We start from the raw sequence: 17,846 nt of genomic DNA on the forward strand, positions 1-17,846 counted from the left end.
CCAGGCAAAACCACCAGGCGGATCAGCGCAACACCAGCGCCAGCGCCGGCTTCTCGCCGTAATCCTCATAGCGCTCGTTGATGCCGGCGATGCAGAAAGTCATTTCGTCGAGCAAGTCGGGCACGCGCTCGCGCATCGATGCCGCATCCTTGACGACAATCTCCAGCACCTCGTTCGGTTTCAGCCGGAAGCGGGTCATGCCGTCTTCGTCGCGCAGGTAGCTCAGGCAATCGACCCAGGCATCCATCGTGTTGGCGTAATACTCGGGAAACCCGAACGCCGCGCGGCTTTCGGAATGAAAGGTATCCCAGCCGAGGATCGAGGCGCCATTCAGTTCGGCACTGGCCATATTATTTCTCCTTGTGTGGATCGGTCACGAAGCCCAGCTTGCCGAGACCTCGGGACTGCGCCGCCGCCATGACCTGGGCCACGGCGTCGTAACGGGTGTTTTTGTCTGCGCGCAGCTGCAATTCGGGCTGCGGCGCCTGGCGCGCCGCTTGGGTCAGGCGCGCGTCGAGCACGGCCGCATCGACCCGCTCCTCATTCCAGTACAGCACGCCTTCGGCGTCGATGGCGATGGTCACCGTGTGCGGCTGCAGCTGCACCGCGCCGGCCTGCGCGCGCGGCAAGTCGAGCTTGACCGCATGCGTGAACATCGGCGCGGTCATGATGAAAATGACGAGCAGCACCAGCATCACGTCGACCATCGGGGTCACGTTAATATCGCTCATCATCGATTGCTGGCGCGATGGATTGAAGCTGCCGAATGCCATGCCGTTCCCCTTATCTGCCGAAGTAGGAATGCAAATCGTGGGCGAAGCCGTCGAGCTCGGCCAACGTGAGCCGGTTCAGGCGGTTCAAGCCGTTATACGCCAGCACGGCGGGAATGGCCACCACCAGCCCGAAGCCGGTCATGATCAAGGCTTCGCCGACCGGTCCGGCGATCTTGTCGATCTGCACGCTGCCGGCGGCGGACACATTCGACAGCGCATGATAAATCCCCCACACCGTGCCCAGCAGGCCCACAAACGGCGCGGTCGCGCCGATCGAGGCCAGCACGGTCAGTCCGCTTTCGATGCGATGGGTGGCGCGCGTGATTTCCTGGCGCAGCACGCGGATGATCTGTTCATCGCGGCTCATGGCGCCGGCCAGGGTGGCGGCGGCCCCAAGGTGGGCCAGGCCTTGCGCCGGCAGCGGCAGATAAATGCGCTCGCGGTCGGCCAGGGCCAGCAGCGCGATGCCGTCCTGCAGCGTGGGGGCGGCCCAGAAGGCGTCCAGCGCCGGCGCCGCGCGCCGCACGCGCCAGCTGCTGAAGGCTTTGGACAGGATGAAAAACCAGCTCACCAGCGACATCAGCATCAGCACGTACGCCACCGCGTGGCTGAGCGCGTCGCCCTGTTCCCAGTAGCGCGCGATGCTGAAATGATTGACCGGTGGCATGGCGGACACTAGTCCTTGAGTGCCAGCACGTCCTGCATGTCGTACAAACCGGTCGCCTTGTCGGCCAGGAAGCGGCAGGCGCGCAGCGCGCCGCTGGCGTAGCTGGCGCGGCTGCTCGACTTGTGGCTGATTTCGATGCGCTCGCCGGTGCCGGCAAACAGCACCGTATGGTCGCCGATGATGTCGCCGCCGCGGATGGTGGCAAAGCCGATGGTCGATGGATCGCGTTCGCCGGTGACGCCTTCGCGCCCGTAGACGGCGCATTGCTTCAGGTCGCGCCCGAGCGCGTCGGCAATGACTTCGCCCATCTTGAGCGCGGTGCCGGACGGCGCATCGACCTTGTGGCGGTGGTGCGCTTCGATGATTTCGATGTCGTAGCCCTCGGCCATGCTTTTGGCGGCCAGTTCGAGCAGCTTGAGGGTGACGTTCACACCCACGCTCATGTTGGGCGCGAACATGATCGCGGTTTTTTCGGCGGCGGCGGCAATCGCGGCCTTGCCGGCATCGTCGAAACCGGTGGTGCCGATGATCAGCTTGATGCCGTGCTCGGCGCAATACGCCAGATGCCTGAGCGTGCCTTCGGGGCGGGTGAAGTCGATCAGGAAATCGGCGCCAGACAGGCCGGCGCCCAGCTCCGCTTCGATCGTCACGCCGGGAGCCGGGCCGACCAGCTGGCCAATGGCGGGCGAGCCGGCCAGGCCGAGCGCGCCGGCCAGCACGGCGTCCGGCGCCGCGCCGAGCGCATCCACCAGCATCCGTCCCATGCGCCCGTCGGCGCCCGCTACTGCAATGTTCATCTGATTCATTATGCCGACCCTCGTGCTACCGGTGCGCTGGTATGGAATGACTTACTTATTGATCTTGATCGAGGCCGAACCGGCTTCTTCGCGCTTCGGCGCTTCCTTGGCGGCCACCTTGGACGGACCGGCGATGCGCGCGATGTATTCCTTCTCGGTTGGCAGGTTGCCGCCGTCGAATTTCTCGACCTTGTTATCCTTGAAGTAGACCGTGACCCGGCTGCTGGTCAGCTCGCCATTGCCACGCGCCAGGTAGAACGGAAAGTCCCAGCGGTCGGCGTGGAAGATGTCGGTCAGCAGCGGTGTGCCGAGGAGAAACTTGACCTGCTCGCGGGTCTGGCCGACCTTGAGTTGGGTCAGCATTTCCTGGGAGATGAAGTTACCTTGCTGAATGTCGGGACGATATGGCGAGAAGATCCACAGGAACTTTTGCAGCTTGCTGGCCTGGACGGTCTGGGCGCCGGCGTCGGGCGAGGCGCTGACCGGGACCACGGGATCCTTGGCGCCGCCGAACATGGTGCAGCCGGACAGGCTCAGGACGGCCCCGGCCAAGGTCGCCATCAGGGGCGCGCGCAGGCTAAAACGGGGCAAAACGGCAGTATCGACAGGCATAGATGACCTCAAATCGTTGTACGGAAGCCTAGGCACCTCCGTCTAAAACGCTATATGATAAAGCACTACGCCAATATACGAGTAACAAACATGAGTAACAATCCCAGCGACCTCAAAGCCAGCGGCCTGAAAGCCACCCTGCCCCGCCTGAAAATCCTCGAGATTTTCCAGAACAGCGAGGTGCGCCACCTGACCGCGGAAGATGTTTACAAGATTTTGTTGACCGATAATATGGATGTCGGCCTGGCCACCGTGTATCGCGTCCTGACCCAGTTCGAGCAAGCGGGCCTGCTCAACCGCAACCATTTCGAAACCGGCAAGGCGATTTTCGAGCTCAACGCCGGCTCCCACCACGACCATCTGGTGTGCCTCGACTGCGGCAGGGTGGAAGAGTTCTACGACGACGAAATCGAATCGCGCCAGCACAAGGTGGCGGTCGAGCGCGGCTTCAAGATTGCCGAACACGCGCTGGCGATTTACGGCAACTGCGTCAAGCCAGCCTGCCCCCACAAGACGTAGGCTTGGCGAGCGCCGCGCTACGCCACGCGCTACGCGAGGCTCACGAGTGGCTGAGCGCGTTCGAGAGCAGCTTGGCGGTGATATCGACGATCGGAATGACGCGCTCGTACGCCATGCGGGTCGGCCCGATCACGCCCAGGGTGCCGACGATCTTGCCGTTGACCTCGTAGGGCGCGGTCACCACGCTCATTTCATCCATCGGCACCAGGTTCGACTCGCCGCCGATAAAGATCTGTACCCCGGTCGCCTTGCTCGACACATCGAGCAACTGCATCAGCCCGGTCTTTTGCTCGAACATGTCGAACATCTGGCGCAGCGAGCTCATGTTGGACGACAGGTCCGACACGCTCAGCAGGTTGCGCTCGCCGGAAATGACCATGTCGTCCGACTGGTCGGTCATCGCCTCGCTGCCGGCTTCGACCGCTGCCTGCATCAGGCTGCCCATATCGTCGCGCAACTGGCGCAGTTCCTTGGTCAGGCGCGTGCGCACGTCGTCGAACGACAGGCCGCCGTAATTCTGGTTGATGTAATTGGCCGAGCGCACCAGTTGCGCCGGCGTGTAGTCGGCTTCGGTCAACAGCAGGCGGTTCTGCACGTCGCCGCGCGGGTCGACGATGACGAGCAGGATGCGCTTTTCGGACAGGCGCAGGAATTCGATCTGCTGGAATACCGATTCGCGCCGCGGGCTGAGCACCACGCCGGCGAACTGCGACAGCGACGACAGCATCTGCGCCGCATTGGCGATCATCTTTTGCGGCTGCTGGGCCGGCAGGCGCAGGCGCGCGTCGACCGCGTGCTCGTCGAGGTGTTGCACAGTCAGCAAGGTATCGACAAAGATGCGGTAGCCGCGCGGGGTCGGAATGCGGCCGGCCGAGGTGTGCGGACTGGCCACATAGCCGAGTTCTTCCAGGTCGGCCATGATGTTGCGGATGGTGGCGGGCGAGAGGTCGAGTCCGGAGATTTTCGACAGCGCGCGCGATCCGACCGGCTGGCCGTCGGCGATATACCGTTCGACCAGGGCTTTGAGCAGCGTTTGCGCGCGGGTATCGAGTTGCATGATTCTAGGTGAGGGGCGGTAAGGACAAAAACAAGGCCAAGCACGAGTGCTGATGCGCTTATTATGCACGTTCGCCAGCGCGGCGGGGCTTTATGTGGCCGGCGCGGCGCGTGCGCCGCATTCGGCGCCTCAGTCGTGCTCGCGCTTGAGCCAGTCGAGCAACTCGTCGAAACTGCGGCAGATGGCGTCCGGCGCCACGCCGTGTTCGAGGTGGCGCTCGCTGCCGGTACGGTTGAGCCAAACCGCGCGCAGGCCGGCTCGCTGGGCGCCCTGCACGTCGAGCAGCACATCGTCGCCCACATACACCGCGTCGGCCGGGTCGACCCCGAGCTCGGCGCAGGCGGCCAGGAAAATGGCGGCGTCGGGCTTGGCGCGGCCGAACTGGCTGGCCGCCACCGAGACCTTGAAATGGTGCGACAGGCCGATCGCCTGGAGGTCGGCATTGCCATTGGTAACCGAGCCGAGCATGCTGCGGCCTTTCAGGCGCAACAGGCCGGGCACCACGTCGTCGTAGGGGATGACGGCGTTGCGCGCGGCATAGAAATGGACCATGGCCTGCTCGACCTTGGCCGCGTCTTCGCCAGCCGCTTCGAAGGCCGACAGCAGGCCGGCGCGGCGCAGGGCGCCCAGGTCGAGTTCGAATTCGGGCTGCTGCGCCAGCAAGGCCAGGCGCGCCTGGCGCAGGGCGTCGATGGTGAAGCGCTCGGCCACCCGGGGCGCATTGCTGTGCAGCCAGGCGTGCAGGGTTTGCTCCGCTTGCAGGATGACCGGGGCGATCGGCCACAGCGTATCGTCCAGGTCGAACAGGATGGCTTTGGGCCAGGTGCGGCGTGGCGTGGTCGGCATGTTCTTCTCGGTAGTTGGTCCGCTTCCAGCATAGCGAGGCAGGGCTTGAAAATCAACCGGACTGTCGGGCGCGCGCAGCAGGACGGGAGCGCCACGGCGGCCGCATCACACCCCGATACAAGGCAATGAGCCGCGACGTTGACAAATGCTCTAAAATGACGCCCATATCAGGCTGTCCGTCGGCGGCCCAGCCTCCCCACCTTACCCGCATTCGTTTTGGAGAAAGTATGAAAAATCTGTACCTGCGTTCCGCCGTGGCACTTGCGTGCGCGCTCAGCCTGGCCGCTTGCGGCGGCGACGACGATGGCACCATGCAACTGGGCGGCAGCGTCCAGGGCGTCACCATCGACGGTCTGGTGCTGCAGAACAAGGGCGGACCGGAATTGAAGGTCGAGCCGTTCGCGAGCAGCTTCGTATTCCCGAACCTGATCGCCGTCAATACCGAATACGACATTACCTTCAAATCGATTCCCTCGAACGCCACCTGCAAGATGGTCAACGGCAAGGGCAAGTCGAGCAACTACGGCATCGGCCAGATCGGCGTGAGCTGCACCCTGAAACCGCACGATGTCAAAGGCAAGATCGTCGGCCTGACCAGCGGTCCGCTGGTGATCATCAACGGCACCTATCGCCTCACTATTGCCGCCAACGAGACCGCGTTCAACCTGACCACCGAGTCCGCAGACAAGAAAACCAAGTTTGGCGAAGTCGGCGAAACCCAGGCGTACGGCTTGAGCGTGCTGCAGCAGCCGCCCGGCCTGATTTGCCGCATTGACAACGCGATCGGCACGATGGGCAAGACCGACGTCGACAATATCCTCATCACCTGCAACTGATCCCGGCCGCCGCCCCCGAGCGGGCGGCGCCATCTTCTCTGGAGAATTTCATGAAGTCATCCGTCCTGCGCCACTCGCTGCTGCTGACCCTCGCCCTGGGCCTGGCCGCGTGCGGCGGCAAAGCGACCTTCCCTGTCGAAGGCAAAGTCGTCAACCTGAAGTACTCGGGCCTGGTCCTGAGCAATATCGGCATGAACGACTTGCCGGTCGATGCCAAGGCCACCAGCTTCCGCTTTCCTAACACCATCGAATACGGCGTACAGTACGACGTCAAGGTGAAAACCAGTGCGCTGCACCAGGACTGCACCCCGGACAACAACACGGACACCGCCGGGCGCCAGGCGTCCATCAGCGTCACCATTACGTGCAGGGACTATACCTATCTGCTCGGCGGCAACGTCAAGATCGTCGGCGCCGATGGCGCGGCCAAGCCGTATGTGGGCGAGAACCTGGTGCTGATCAACGGCAGCAGCGACAGGATCAAGGTCGCCAAGGATGCGCAAACGTATAAATTCGGCACTGCGATCGCTTTCGGCACCAGCTACGGCGTATCGGTCCTGCAACAGCCGGACGGCGGCAAGCTGGTCTGCTCGGTCGACCGTGGCATCGGCGAAATGGGCGATGCCGAGGTGACCAACGTCAACGTGCTGTGCCGCGAAAAGTAAGGCGATCGAGGGCTTGCGCAGGTGATATTTGCAAAAGGCATAACTGATATTACAAAGATAAATTGGCCTGATATGCTGTAGCGCAGCATAATTGCACCTGTCTCCTCCAACTCTCCTCAAAAAGAATTGGATTTCAAGCCCGCTTCACAGCGGGCTTTTTTTTGTCCCGGCTTTCGTTCTCACCTGCGTTCAGCCTGCGTTCCGGCTTGCGGCGCCGTTCCGGCGTTACAGGCGTGGCCGCCTTCGCTGCCCTGGCGTGCGGTTCAGCGCACGGCGCTCTTGCGCAGGGCCGGCACATAAAAACCGGCCACGGTGTCGATCAACTGGTCCGGCCGGCCCCCGGCCAGGTTGGTCAGGATGATGACCGCCAGGTCGTCGTCGGGATACACATAAAAAGCCGAACGTCCGCCGCCGTTGCCGGCCACTGCGCGCTGCACCCCGAGGCCGCGGCGGATCGCCGGCCAGCCCAAGGCCCACGGGGCCGGGCGCCCGTCGGCAAAGGTCGATGGCGTCCACATCGCCGCCAGGCTGGCCGGCGTGAGCAGACGCCCTTGCTGGAGGGCCACGATCCACTTGCCCAGCTCGGTCGCGGTGGTATTCATGCCGGCGCCGGTGCGCATGGCCGGGGGGAATTCTTCGACCACATTGCGCAGCTCGCTGCCCCGGAAGCGGTAGGAATTGGCCTTGCCCATGATGATGTCGCCGGTGTCGCCAAAACTGCTGTTGGGCATGCCCACCACCTCGAACTGCCCGCCCCGGATGAAGTCCACGAAAGGCTTGCCGCCGAGGCGGTCAATGATTTTCCCCAGCAGCACATAATTGGTCTGGTTATAGCTGAAACGCTGGCCGGGTGAAAACTGCAGTGGCGTGCCCAGGGCGGTTTTCCACGCTCCGTCCATGCCGCCCGGCAGCAGATCGCCTTCCTCATCGAGGACGTCGGGCAGGCCGGACGTATGGTTGAGCAACTGGGCGATGCTCACGCCCTGCCACGACCCCGGCAAACCGTCCAGGTAGCGCGAGACCGGCGCATCGAGCGCCAGCTTGCCCTGCTCGACCAGCTGCATGATGGCTACGCCGGTAAACGATTTGGTCGCGGAATTGATCGAAAACACGGTGCCCTCGCCCACCGGCACCTTGTGCTGGATAGTGGCCACCCCGAACGCGCCCGACAGCACCATCTTCCCATGCCGGATCACAAGGATTTGCATGCCGGGGATGCGGCGTTCCTGCATTTCGGCCCGAATATATTCCAGGACCGCCTTGTTGGCAGCGCTCTCGGCCACTGGCGCGGCCCCGGCGGCAGGCGCCGCCAGGACGGCCGCACCGGGCAGGCTGACAGCCAAGGTGACGGGCAGAAAACACAATGTGCGTGGAAATTTCATCGAATGACGTTCCTTATGGTAGGGGCGAACCGGTCGGCAAGCGCCACGCCATCATGGCATGAAAATGGGCAATGTTGGCTATTTGGAAATGATATTTCTGAATGGACCGGACAGGTGATTGATAGCTTGTCATCTTCCTGTCATCTTGCCGTCACGGCACGGTCATCTGGGCTGGCTAGAATCCGGCTTGCTAAATCAACCCCCAGCCATAGGACCTTCATGAACAAGCCAAACGATCTGGTTAGCGCCATCGATCCAGATGACATCGACTGCAATGATTCGCCGAACGAACACTTCAACACGGTACTGAACGCCCGCCTGAGCCGTCGCAGCCTGCTGCGCGGCGGCATGGCCTCGGCCGCCACGGCGATTTTCGGCGCAGTCGGTCTGTCGGCCTGCAGCAGCGACGACCCGGCGCCGGTCACGCCGACGCCAACGCCGACCCCGCCGCCGGTCCCGGCTGAAAAACTGCTGGCCTTCACGGCCGTGCCGAAAAGCCTGGCCGACATGGTCAGCGTCCCGGCCGGCTACACCGCCTCGGTCATCTATGCGCTGGGCGACCCGCTCAATGGCACCACCCCGGCCTTCAAGAACGACGGCACCGACGACAACTTCGACACCCGCGCCGGCGACCATCACGACGGCATGGAGTTCTATGGCCTGTCGGCCACCGGCAGCGCCACCACCAGCAGTTCCGACCGCGGCCTGCTGGCCGTGAACCATGAAGCGACCACGGACTCGAAACTGTCGTCCTTCTTCCTGCACGCCAATGGCGGCGTGACCACCCTGCCGCGCCCCGCGTCCGAAGTGGACAAGGAAGTGGCGATCCACGGCGTGAGCGTGGTCGAAGTCAAGAAGAGCGGCGCGGCCTGGTCGTATGTCAAAGAGTCCTCCTTCAACCGCCGCATTACCCCGCTGACCGACATCGAACTGTCCGGTCCCGCGCGCGGCAATGCCCTGCTCAAGACCAAATACTCGCCGAGCGCCACCAAGACGCGCGGCACCCTGAACAACTGCGGCACCGGCAAGTCGCCGTGGGGCTCGTTCCTGACCGGTGAAGAAAACTGGTCCGGCTACTTCGTGCGCGGCGCCGCCGACGACGCCGCCCGTGCCGGCGACAAGAGCATCGCTTCGCTCAAGCGCTACGGCCGCAACCAGGGCGCCACCTCGCGCCACGGCTGGGAAAGCGCCGGCACCGACGACAAGTACGCACGCTGGGACATCAGCAAAAAAGGCGCGTCGACGGACGGCAGCGACGACTACCGCAACGAAATGAACGGCATGGGCTACATCGTCGAAATGGACCCGTACGACAAGTCCAAGTCGGCCAAGAAGCGCACGGCCCTGGGCCGCTACGCCCACGAAAGCGCTGCCTTCGGCAACCCGGTGGTCGGCCAGCAGCTCGCTGTCTACATGGGCGACGATTCGCGCAACGAGTACATCTACAAATTCGTCTCGAGCGCCGTCTGGGCCGCCGCCGACGCCACCGCCACGGACCGCATGGCCACCGGCGACAAATACCTCGACAGCGGCAAGCTGTATGTCGCCAAGATCAATGCCGACGGCAGCGGACAGTGGATCGAGCTGGCCATGTCGAACGCCGCCATCGCCGCGTACGGCGCATACAAGTTCGCCGACCAGGCCGACATTGCGATCAACGCCCGCCTGGCCGCCGATGCGGTGGGCGCGACCAAGATGGACCGTCCTGAATGGTGCTCGGTCAATCCGGCCAACGGCGAAATTTACTACTCGCTGACCAACAACTCGAACCGCGCGGTCGACCCGACCTCGTCGCAACTGGCGCCGGACAGCGCCAACCCGCGCGCCTACACCGACATGAAAGGCAGCTCGGCCCAAAGCGGTAACCCGAACGGCCATATCCTGCGCATGAAAGAAGGCGCCGGCGCCGCTGCCGCGACCAGCTTTACGTGGGATGTATACCTGTTCGGCGCCGAAACGGGCGCCGCCGGCGGCTTCGTGAACCTGTCGAACCTGACGGCGGACCAGGATTTCTCGAGCCCGGACGGCCTGGCGTTCAGCCCGTACACCGGCATCTGCTGGATCCAGACCGACGATGGCGCCTACACCGACGTCACCAATTGCATGATGCTGGCCGCGGTGCCAGGCACGGTCGGCGACGGCGCCAAGCTCACCCTGAACCATCCGAAAGCGGCTGGCGGCACCCTGGCGGTCGATACGTATGTGGGCAAGAAGCCGACAGCGGACACGCTCAAGCGCTTCCTGGTCGGGCCGGCGGGTTCGGAAATCACGGGGATTTGTGAAACGCCGGATGGCAAGTCGATGTTCATCAACATCCAGCACCCGGGCGAGACCACGGCGCAGGCGAACCTGGCCGATCCGTCGAAGTACACCAGCCAGTGGCCGAGCAACGCCGGCTACGGCCCGGGCAAGCGCCCGCGTTCGGCGACCATCGTCATTACCAAGAATGATGGTGGCCGGATCGGGACGTAAGGAGCGATTTGGAAGGTGGACCGGCCTGATCAGGCCTTGTTCCCACCTGCCTCAAAACCGTCATTCCCGCGCAGGCGGGAATCCATAGCACCGTTGATCATAGGTGCTATGGATCCCCGCCTACGCGGGGACGACGGCTCCAACGGTTAGCGAAGGAACCAGATCAGGTCTTCAGCCCAGCCACAATCCGCAGCACTTCGGCACGCGCATCCGCCCATCCCGACGCCGCCAGCTTCGGCCCGCACTCCACGCACGCCTCGAACGGATTGCATCCGTGTTCCAGCGCCGCATAGCGCGCTCCCACGACCTGCTTGCCCACATACGAATCGACCCTGCCTGCCGGCGCACCCGATGGCTTGCCCGACGCTGGCGGCGGCACGCCCTTGAGCACCCAGCGCTGGAGCGGCGCCGCATCGACCCCGTCCGGCACGTACCACAGCTTGCTATCCTTGTTCCAGCGCGCGCCCAGGCCCTTGGCCTCGTCTTTTTCGGCGTACGGCACTTTGAGCATGATCATGACTGCCCTCCTGTCAGGCCGGTTTCTTGAGCAAATTCGACAGCGCCACGTACTGCTCCAGGCTGACCGTCTCCGGACGCGTGGACGGATCGATCCCCGCCTCGACCAGCTGGGCCTCGGTAAACATCCCCGCCACGCAGTTGCGGATCACCTTGCGGCGCTGCGAGAACGCCTTCATCACCACCGCCTCCAGGGTCGGGCCGTCGCACGCCAGCTTGCGTTCGGGCGGCACCGGCAGCATGCGCACGATGGCCGATTCCACCTGCGGCGGCGGGTCGAACGCGGTCGGCGGCACGATGAACATGAGCGACATGTCGTAACGCCACTGCAGCATCACCGACAAGCGTCCGTAGGTCTTGCTGCCGGGCGCCGCCACCATGCGTTCGACGACTTCTTTTTGCAGCATGAAATGCTGGTCTTCGATCAGGTGCGCGAAGTCGGCCAGGTGGAACAGCAGCGGGCTTGAAATATTGTACGGCAGGTTGCCGACCACGCGCAGCTTCTGCCCTTCCGGTACCGGAATGAGGCCGTAGTCGAACTTGAGCGCGTCGCCCGAATGAATGGTCAGCTTCTCGCGCGGGAAGTTGTTTTCCAGGCGCGCGACCAGGTCGCGGTCGAGTTCGACCACGTGCATGTGGTCGAGGCGCTTGAGCAGCAGCGCCGTCATGGCGGCCAGGCCCGGCCCGATTTCGACCATCGCCTGGCCCTTCTCGGGTCCGATGGCGTCGATGATGTTATCGAGGACGAGTTTGTCGGTCAAAAAATTCTGGCCGAAGCGCTTGCGGGCGACGTGTTTCATATTCTTCTTTTCGATTCTGTTCTAAGGGTGCGGTCTAAGGCTGTGATGCGCGCTGTGCGTCGACCATCTGCAATGCGGTGCGGATGGCCTGCTCCATGCTGCCGCAGTCGGCTTGTCCCAGCCCGGCGCCAGCCAGGTCGAGCGCGGTGCCGTGGTCGACCGAGGTGCGGATCAGCGGCAGGCCGAGGGTGATGTTCACGCCGCGCCCGAAGGTGGCGTACTTGAGCACCGGCAGGCCCTGGTCGTGGTACATGGCCAGCACGCAGTCGGCGTCCATCAGGTACTTGGGCTGGAACAGCGTATCGGCCGGATACGGGCCGCGCGCGTCGATGCCGCGCGCGCGCGCATCTTCCAGCGCCGGCGTGATGGTGTCGATTTCCTCGCGTCCCAGGTAGCCGTTCTCGCCCGCGTGCGGATTGAGGCCGGTGACCAGGATGCGCGGGGCGGCAATGCCGAATCTGGTTTTCAGGTCGTGATGAATGATATCGATCACCCGCGCCAAACCGTCGCGCGTGATCGCCGCCGACACATCCTTGAGCGGCAAATGGGTGGTGGCCAGCGCCACCCGCAGCGCAACATTGTCAGGCGCGGTTTCGCCGGCCAGCATCATCACCACCTGCGCGGTGGCGGTCTGTTCGGCCAGGTATTCGGTATGGCCCGAAAAGGCCACGCCGGCGTCGTTGATGGTACTCTTTTGCAGCGGCGCGGTGACCATGGCGTCGAACCAGCCGGCGCGTGCGCCTTCGACCGCCAGGTCGAGCGTGGCCAGCACCGCGCGGCCGTTGGCCGGGTCCAGGACGCCCGGCACCACATGGGCGCCCAGCGGCACGTCGATGACGCAGATGCGCGCCGGGCCGAAGTGCGGCAGGCCGCCGCTCCGCAGCGCCTGCACCGACAAGGCGGCCAGTTTGATATCGGGGTCGATCAGGCTGGCGGTGAGCGCCAGGAAGGCGGCGTCGCCGAGCAGCACGCAGTTGACCTGCGCGCGCATGGCCCAGGCAGCGCGGATCGAGATTTCCGGCCCGATCCCGGCCGGTTCGCCCGTGGTGATGGCGATCGCCGGCCGTATGCTTGCCTGGCGCATGCTTACTTGTTCTCGTCGCGGAATTCGACGTAGGCGCGGTCGCGCACCTGGCGCGCCCAGTCTTCGGTCGCTTCTTCGAGCTTGCGGTCGCGGATCACCTGGCGCGCAGCCATGCGCACCCGTTCCTTGTTCTGGTCATCGCTCTTGCGTTCCATGACTTCGATCAGGTGAAAGCCGTACGGGGTTTCGATGACGTCGCTCAGTTCGCCCGGTTTCAGGGTGGCCATGACGGTTTCGAATTCGGGCACGGTGTCGCCCGGGTACAGCCAACCGAGGTCGCCGCCCTTGCTGGCCGAACCGTCGTTGGAGAACAGGCGCGCCAGTTCTTCGAACTTGGCAGCCTTGTTGTCGAGGCGTTCCTTCAATTCGGTCAGCTTGCGCTTGGCGTCGGCCGCCGTCATGGTCGGGCTGACCTTGAGCAGGATGTGGCGCGCGCGCGTCTGCTGCACCGCCGCCGGCGCGCTGGCGTCGGCCAGGTTGCGCTTGTCGACCATTTTCAGGATGTGGAAACCGGTGGTGCTTTTCAGGACCGGCGTGACCTGGCCAGGTTTCAGTTTGCCGAGCGCGTCGGAAAACAGCGGCGGCAAGCGGTCAGCGGCGCGCCAGCCGATTTCGCCACCCTTGAGCGCATCGCTCGAATCGGAGTAGGTGGCGGCGATCTTGGCGAAGTCGCCGCCGGTGCGCAACTGGCGCATCACATCGTCGGCGCGCGCGCGGCGCGCGGCGATCTGCTCGGGCGAGGCGTTTTCGGGAATGCGCACCATGATCTGCGCCAGGTTCATCTCGACCTTGTCGGCGGCGGCGGCTTTTTCGGCGGCCAGGTAGGTGTCGACTTCGGCGTCGGAAATCTGGATCTTGTTGTCGACTTCGTGCTCGCGCAGGCGCTGCATCATGATTTCGCTGCGGATCTCTTCGCGGAAGGCGGCAAAGGTGGTGCCGCTCTTTTCCATCTGGTTGCGCATCTCTTGCACCGACAGCTTCTGCTGCTCGGCGATGCGGCCGATGGCGCGGTCGAGCATGGTGTCGTCGACCCGCACGCCCATCTCCTTGGCCAGCTGCATCTGGGCGCGTTCGACGATCATGCGTTCGATGACCTGGCGCTGCAGGTCGGCCGCCTCGGGCACGGGCGCGTTTTGCGACTTCATCGCGCCTTCGACGGCGCGCACGCGGGCGCTGATTTCGTTGCGGGTGATGACTTCATCGTTGACCACCACGGCGATCGAATCGATGACGTTGGCCGAGGCCGAGGCCGGCGGCAAAAAGCCGCTGGACGGCTTGGCGGCGGCGGCCGCAGGTTTGGCCGGCGTGGCTTGCGCGGCCACCTGGCCGGCGGTCAGGGCGCACAGCAGGGCGGCGGCGATCTTGAGTTGGTGCATACGGATATTGCGCATAATCTGGGAACTCATATTCATGTGAATAAAACAATCCGACGTCCCGCTTAGCGGCCCGAGCCCTGGTTCAGTCTCGTATAGCCTGGAACGCTCTTGTAAAACGATTCGAGCGGGCTGCCGAAACCGAGCTTGGACAAGCCGTTCAGTTCCAGCTGGAAGAAGATCGGCGTCGAGGTGTTGCGCGTGGTGGTCACGAAACGCTGCCCCCCCATGCGGAACACCCAGCAGTCGGCCTGGTATTCGAGACCGACGAGGCTCTCGACGACTTTATGTTCCAGCACCGAATACGTGACCCGGCCCACGCCATACCAGCGTTTCGACAGCGGCCACTGGGACGATACCATCGCATTCTTGACGACGTCGCGCAAATAGCGATACTCGGCGTTGATCACCTTCTTCTCGCCCGGCTGCCATTGCACGCCGTAGTTCTGCGTCACCACGCTGCTGGCGCTGGCATTGTATTGCACGGCGCTGTCGAAGCTCCATTTGTCGGAAATACGACCCGAGGCGGCCAGCAGCACGTCGGACCGGTTTTCGGTGCGCGGCGTGTTGGCCAGCTGGACGCGCTGCTCGTTCAGGTAGAAGCGCTGGCCCAGCACCAGGCGCAGGCGCTCGGCGCCGTTGGTCTCCAAGAAGCGCGAGACCAGGGCCGCCGTCACCTGGTTGGCGTCCGACACGCGGTCGTTGCCGATGAAGCGGTTTTCGTTGAAGATCTGGGCCAGGTTGAAGGTGGCCTCGAAGGTGTCGAAGTTGGGGAACTTGCTCTGGTCCTTGTACGGCGTGTAGACGTAGAACAGGCGCGGCTCCAGGGTCTGGGTCATCTTGCGCCCGGTCAGCTTGGCGTCGCGCTCGAACACCAGCCCGCTGTCGAGCGAGAAGGTGGGCAAGGTGCGGGTCAGCGTGCGCGGGGCGTCGGCCTTGGTTTTTTCGAGCTCGTAGGCGCTGGCGTGCAGCATCAGCTTGGGCGTGACGAAATAACCGGGACGCACGATCGGATAACTGAGCTGCGAGACCACCACCGCCCGGTTGCCGGTCGGCAGGTCGGGATGCGAGAAGCGCGTCATTTCCGAGTCGACCGCCCAGTCGAAGCCCTTGACGTCGTAGCGGCCGGCGTGGAACAGCAGTTCCGGCAAGCGGTCGTAGGGGCGCGGCACGGTGCGGCTCGGGTCGGTCGCCGAGACCGGGTCCTGCAGCACCTGGTAGCTCTGCACGCGCGCCGAGGCGCTCCAGAACCGGGTGCGGTAGTCGGTGCGGATTTCGCGGATCAGCTGGCGTTCCGCGCTGGTCGAGATCGACTGCGAGAAGTCGCTCGGATAATTATCGTCCGAGGCCGCCTTCAGGTTCCAGCCATACGACCAGCCGGGCGCGACGCCCTGGGTGTGCTGCGAATCGAAGCGCCAGCGGTCGGTCTTGGTGATCTTGTCGTTGAGCAGGACTTCGGCGTGGGTCTTGCCCTCGTAGCCGCCGTAGTCGTTTTCGCCGATATAGCGTCCGGTCGCGCCCATCTGCAGGCCACGGTCGAGCATCCAGCGCGGATACACGGTCAGGTCGCGGTTCGGCGCGATGTTGAAATAATAAGGTTGCAGGATTTCGGCCCGGCCCTTGGAGCGGAAACCGATGGTCGGCGGCAGCCAGCCCGAGCGGCGCGCGCCCGACAGCGAGAACGACAGCGCCGGCGCGCCGATGATCGGCACGCCCTTGAAATAGATGACCGTCTTGCCGGCCACGCCCACATCGCGCCCGGCGTCCAGGCGCAGGGTGTTCGATTTCAGGTACCAGTCGGGCAACAAGCCTTCGCAGGTGGTGTAGGTGCCGTCGCTGACGATGGCCTCGTCTTCGCTGATGAAGTCGACGCGCCTGGCCGAGCCCTGCGCATTGTTGACCTCCATGCGGTACTCGGGATGGAGTACCCAGCCCTTGCCCGACGACAGGTTCAGCTGCACCTCCTCGCCCGTGTAGGTATCGCCGAAGCGTTCCATCCAGACATTGCCGTTCGCGGTGACTTCATTCTCGACATTCTTGAAGCAGGCGCGGTCGGCTTTCATCCGGGTTTGTCCCCGGCTCAATTCAACTTTGCGCTCAAGAATGAGTTCGCGTTCGGGGCGGCCGGAGATTTCTTCCGCGCGCACGGTGACGGGCAGGTTGGGATCTTCGGTACGTTCGCGCTTTTGGACGGTTTGGGCGTGCAGCGGCACCGCGGTGGCGGTGACGAGCGCCGTCAGGGCATAGGCCCAACGCTGCGAGGGGGGAGCTGCCGGTTTTTTCAAGCTCATGAAATGACGTGTGCAAACACCATGGCAGGCGATTTTTTGAGGTTAATCCCTTATTATATGGGAATCTTCACCTTCAATCGGATTCTCAGGCTGCAACATGTCCTCATCGCTCCCCACCACCCCCGCAACATCGTCGGACACCCGCCTGACGCAGCTCACCACCTGGCTCGGCACGCTCGGCCTGGTCCAGGTCGAATCGCGCCGTCCGGCCTCGGCCGACGCCAGCTTCCGCCGCTACTTCCGGCTCGACGTCGCCCCTGAACTGCGCGCCAAACTGGGCGCGACCCTGATCGCCATGGATGCCCCGCCCGAGCGCGAAAACGTGCCCGCCTTTATCCATGTGCAAGGCTTGCTGCTGGCCGCCGGCGTGAGCGTGCCCGCCATCGTGGCGCAGGACGTGGCCAACGGCTTTTTGCTGCTGTCGGACCTGGGCAGCACCACCTATCTGCAACGGCTCGACGTCGACAACGCGCCGTTCATGTACTCGGACGCGGTCGACGCGCTGGTCAAGTTCCAGCTCGCCAGCGAGCCGGGCGTGCTGCCCGAGTACGACCGCGCCTTCATCGAACGCGAGCTGAACCTGTTCCCGGAATGGTTCGTCGGCAAGCATCTGGGCGTGACCATGACCGACGTCCAGAGCGCCACCCTGGCCAAGGTGTTCGACGCGATCATCGCCAACAACCTGGCCCAGCAGCAAGTCTTCATGCACCGCGATTTCCATTCGCGCAACCTGATGTTCATGGACCAGGGCAACCCTGGCGTGCTCGACTTCCAGGATGCCGTGTTCGGCCCGGTCACCTACGACCTGGCCTCGCTGCTGCGCGACGCCTACGTGCAATGGGACGAAGAAATCGTGCTCGACTGGGTGGTACGCTACTGGCAGCGCGCCAAGGCGGTCGGGCTGCCGGTCAATCCGGACATCGACGCGTTCTACCAGGACTTCGAATTCATGGCCTTGCAGCGGCACCTGAAAATCCTCGGCATCTTCTGCCGCCTGAACTACCGCGACGGCAAGGGCGTGTACCTGGGCGACCTGCCGACCGTGATCGACTACGTGCGCAAGACCTGCAACCGCTACATCGTCCTCAAGCCGCTGGCGCGCCTGCTCGACGCCTTCGAAGACAAGGTGCCGCAAGTGGGCTACACCTTCTGATGG

Annotated in this window: 18 protein-coding genes; 5 read left to right on the forward strand and 13 right to left on the reverse strand. The window is 64.0% G+C overall.

Translation table 11 applies throughout. The annotated features are described in order from the left end of the window. Positions 1-22: 22 nt before the first annotated feature. Genes F1735_RS03290 through F1735_RS03310 form a run of 5 tightly spaced genes read right to left on the reverse strand, consistent with a single transcriptional unit; the run spans position 23 to position 2,849 of the window. Positions 23-349, reverse strand: a complete 327-nt coding sequence (locus F1735_RS03290; protein WP_166893646.1) for a barstar family protein — start codon at positions 347-349, stop codon at positions 23-25. A 1-nt stretch (position 350) separates the two neighbouring features. Further along, positions 351-773, reverse strand: a complete 423-nt coding sequence (locus F1735_RS03295) for an ExbD/TolR family protein (protein WP_167235590.1) — start codon at positions 771-773, stop codon at positions 351-353. Between the two features lie 10 nt (positions 774-783). Further along, a complete protein-coding gene (locus F1735_RS03300; RefSeq protein WP_167235591.1) occupies positions 784-1,440 on the reverse strand; it encodes a MotA/TolQ/ExbB proton channel family protein in 657 nt (218 codons plus the stop codon). An 8-nt stretch (positions 1,441-1,448) separates the two neighbouring features. Continuing rightward, a complete protein-coding gene (gene dapB / locus F1735_RS03305; protein WP_167235592.1) occupies positions 1,449-2,246 on the reverse strand; it encodes a 4-hydroxy-tetrahydrodipicolinate reductase in 798 nt (265 codons plus the stop codon). A gap of 42 nt (positions 2,247-2,288) precedes the next feature. Next, the gene (locus tag F1735_RS03310) at positions 2,289-2,849 is read right to left on the reverse strand and encodes an outer membrane protein assembly factor BamE (RefSeq protein ID WP_167235593.1); all 561 of its coding nucleotides are present in this window, start codon (positions 2,847-2,849) and stop codon (positions 2,289-2,291) included. Between the two features lie 90 nt (positions 2,850-2,939). Between F1735_RS03310 and fur the strand changes: the two genes are divergently transcribed. Continuing rightward, positions 2,940-3,368, forward strand: coding sequence for a ferric iron uptake transcriptional regulator (gene fur, locus F1735_RS03315; protein WP_126073843.1), 429 nt, complete (start codon positions 2,940-2,942; stop codon positions 3,366-3,368). 40 nt (positions 3,369-3,408) lie between these two features. Here the strand turns inward: fur and hrcA are convergent, their stop codons facing one another. Together hrcA and F1735_RS03325 are read right to left on the reverse strand one after the other, a co-directional pair. Next, complete coding sequence (gene hrcA / locus F1735_RS03320; RefSeq protein ID WP_166893655.1) at positions 3,409-4,425, reverse strand: heat-inducible transcriptional repressor HrcA; 1,017 nt, start codon at positions 4,423-4,425, stop codon at positions 3,409-3,411. 129 nt (positions 4,426-4,554) lie between these two features. Beyond that, the gene (locus F1735_RS03325) at positions 4,555-5,271 is read right to left on the reverse strand and encodes an HAD family hydrolase (RefSeq protein WP_167235594.1); all 717 of its coding nucleotides are present in this window, start codon (positions 5,269-5,271) and stop codon (positions 4,555-4,557) included. A gap of 227 nt (positions 5,272-5,498) precedes the next feature. Here F1735_RS03325 and F1735_RS03330 point away from each other — a divergent pair, with 227 nt between their 5' ends. After that, positions 5,499-6,107: a hypothetical protein gene (locus tag F1735_RS03330; protein WP_167235595.1), complete on the forward strand. Its 609-nt coding sequence runs from the start codon at positions 5,499-5,501 to the stop codon at positions 6,105-6,107. A gap of 50 nt (positions 6,108-6,157) precedes the next feature. Further along, the gene (locus F1735_RS03335; protein ID WP_167235596.1) at positions 6,158-6,772 is read left to right on the forward strand and encodes a hypothetical protein; all 615 of its coding nucleotides are present in this window, start codon (positions 6,158-6,160) and stop codon (positions 6,770-6,772) included. 263 nt (positions 6,773-7,035) lie between these two features. On the opposite strand, the gene F1735_RS03340 is transcribed toward F1735_RS03335, so the two are convergent. Beyond that, complete coding sequence (locus F1735_RS03340; protein WP_167235597.1) at positions 7,036-8,154, reverse strand: serine hydrolase domain-containing protein; 1,119 nt, start codon at positions 8,152-8,154, stop codon at positions 7,036-7,038. 219 nt (positions 8,155-8,373) lie between these two features. Between F1735_RS03340 and F1735_RS03345 the strand changes: the two genes are divergently transcribed. Next, positions 8,374-10,626, forward strand: coding sequence for a PhoX family protein (locus tag F1735_RS03345; protein WP_167235598.1), 2,253 nt, complete (start codon positions 8,374-8,376; stop codon positions 10,624-10,626). A 163-nt stretch (positions 10,627-10,789) separates the two neighbouring features. On the opposite strand, the gene F1735_RS03350 is transcribed toward F1735_RS03345, so the two are convergent. Genes F1735_RS03350 through F1735_RS03370 form a run of 5 tightly spaced genes read right to left on the reverse strand, consistent with a single transcriptional unit; the run spans position 10,790 to position 16,690 of the window. Next, on the reverse strand, positions 10,790-11,143 hold the full coding sequence (locus F1735_RS03350) for a DUF5710 domain-containing protein (RefSeq protein WP_167235599.1): 354 nt from the start codon (positions 11,141-11,143) through the stop codon (positions 10,790-10,792). Between the two features lie 13 nt (positions 11,144-11,156). Next, positions 11,157-11,942 carry a 16S rRNA (adenine(1518)-N(6)/adenine(1519)-N(6))-dimethyltransferase RsmA gene (rsmA, locus tag F1735_RS03355; RefSeq protein WP_167235600.1) on the reverse strand — a complete coding sequence of 262 codons (786 nt, stop codon included), beginning with the start codon at positions 11,940-11,942 and terminating at the stop codon, positions 11,157-11,159. Between the two features lie 34 nt (positions 11,943-11,976). Then, positions 11,977-13,026 carry a 4-hydroxythreonine-4-phosphate dehydrogenase PdxA gene (pdxA, locus tag F1735_RS03360; RefSeq protein WP_167235601.1) on the reverse strand — a complete coding sequence of 350 codons (1,050 nt, stop codon included), beginning with the start codon at positions 13,024-13,026 and terminating at the stop codon, positions 11,977-11,979. Between the two features lie 2 nt (positions 13,027-13,028). Next, entirely contained in the window at positions 13,029-14,432 is a 1,404-nt protein-coding gene (locus F1735_RS03365) for a peptidylprolyl isomerase (RefSeq protein ID WP_229505607.1), read from the reverse strand. A 32-nt stretch (positions 14,433-14,464) separates the two neighbouring features. Beyond that, entirely contained in the window at positions 14,465-16,690 is a 2,226-nt protein-coding gene (locus F1735_RS03370; RefSeq protein WP_167235602.1) for an LPS-assembly protein LptD, read from the reverse strand. 97 nt (positions 16,691-16,787) lie between these two features. Between F1735_RS03370 and F1735_RS03375 the strand changes: the two genes are divergently transcribed. Beyond that, positions 16,788-17,843, forward strand: coding sequence for an aminoglycoside phosphotransferase family protein (locus F1735_RS03375; RefSeq protein WP_167235603.1), 1,056 nt, complete (start codon positions 16,788-16,790; stop codon positions 17,841-17,843). Positions 17,844-17,846 lie beyond the last annotated feature (3 nt).

It is taken from the genome of Massilia genomosp. 1 (assembly GCF_011682185.1).
GTDB classification, from domain to species: domain Bacteria; phylum Pseudomonadota; class Gammaproteobacteria; order Burkholderiales; family Burkholderiaceae_D; genus Telluria_A; species Telluria_A rubra.

What these genes read in the sequence shown, in the direction of transcription:
- F1735_RS03310 (WP_167235593.1), bottom strand. Translation starts at nt 2,849, where the DNA reads ATGCCTGTCGATACTGCCGTTTTGCCCCGTTTTAGCCTGCGCGCGCCC.
- hrcA (WP_166893655.1), bottom strand. Translation starts at nt 4,425, where the DNA reads ATGCAACTCGATACCCGCGCGCAAACGCTGCTCAAAGCCCTGGTCGAA.
- fur (WP_126073843.1), top strand. Translation starts at nt 2,940, where the DNA reads ATGAGTAACAATCCCAGCGACCTCAAAGCCAGCGGCCTGAAAGCCACC.
- F1735_RS03350 (WP_167235599.1), bottom strand. Translation starts at nt 11,143, where the DNA reads ATGATCATGCTCAAAGTGCCGTACGCCGAAAAAGACGAGGCCAAGGGC.
- F1735_RS03295 (WP_167235590.1), bottom strand. Translation starts at nt 773, where the DNA reads ATGGCATTCGGCAGCTTCAATCCATCGCGCCAGCAATCGATGATGAGC.
- F1735_RS03375 (WP_167235603.1), top strand. Translation starts at nt 16,788, where the DNA reads ATGTCCTCATCGCTCCCCACCACCCCCGCAACATCGTCGGACACCCGC.
- dapB (WP_167235592.1), bottom strand. Translation starts at nt 2,246, where the DNA reads ATGAATCAGATGAACATTGCAGTAGCGGGCGCCGACGGGCGCATGGGA.
- F1735_RS03290 (WP_166893646.1), bottom strand. Translation starts at nt 349, where the DNA reads ATGGCCAGTGCCGAACTGAATGGCGCCTCGATCCTCGGCTGGGATACC.
- rsmA (WP_167235600.1), bottom strand. Translation starts at nt 11,942, where the DNA reads ATGAAACACGTCGCCCGCAAGCGCTTCGGCCAGAATTTTTTGACCGAC.
- F1735_RS03300 (WP_167235591.1), bottom strand. Translation starts at nt 1,440, where the DNA reads ATGCCACCGGTCAATCATTTCAGCATCGCGCGCTACTGGGAACAGGGC.
- pdxA (WP_167235601.1), bottom strand. Translation starts at nt 13,026, where the DNA reads ATGCGCCAGGCAAGCATACGGCCGGCGATCGCCATCACCACGGGCGAA.
- F1735_RS03365 (WP_229505607.1), bottom strand. Translation starts at nt 14,432, where the DNA reads ATGAGTTCCCAGATTATGCGCAATATCCGTATGCACCAACTCAAGATC.
- F1735_RS03340 (WP_167235597.1), bottom strand. Translation starts at nt 8,154, where the DNA reads ATGAAATTTCCACGCACATTGTGTTTTCTGCCCGTCACCTTGGCTGTC.
- F1735_RS03330 (WP_167235595.1), top strand. Translation starts at nt 5,499, where the DNA reads ATGAAAAATCTGTACCTGCGTTCCGCCGTGGCACTTGCGTGCGCGCTC.
- F1735_RS03345 (WP_167235598.1), top strand. Translation starts at nt 8,374, where the DNA reads ATGAACAAGCCAAACGATCTGGTTAGCGCCATCGATCCAGATGACATC.
- F1735_RS03325 (WP_167235594.1), bottom strand. Translation starts at nt 5,271, where the DNA reads ATGCCGACCACGCCACGCCGCACCTGGCCCAAAGCCATCCTGTTCGAC.
- F1735_RS03370 (WP_167235602.1), bottom strand. Translation starts at nt 16,690, where the DNA reads ATGAGCTTGAAAAAACCGGCAGCTCCCCCCTCGCAGCGTTGGGCCTAT.
- F1735_RS03335 (WP_167235596.1), top strand. Translation starts at nt 6,158, where the DNA reads ATGAAGTCATCCGTCCTGCGCCACTCGCTGCTGCTGACCCTCGCCCTG.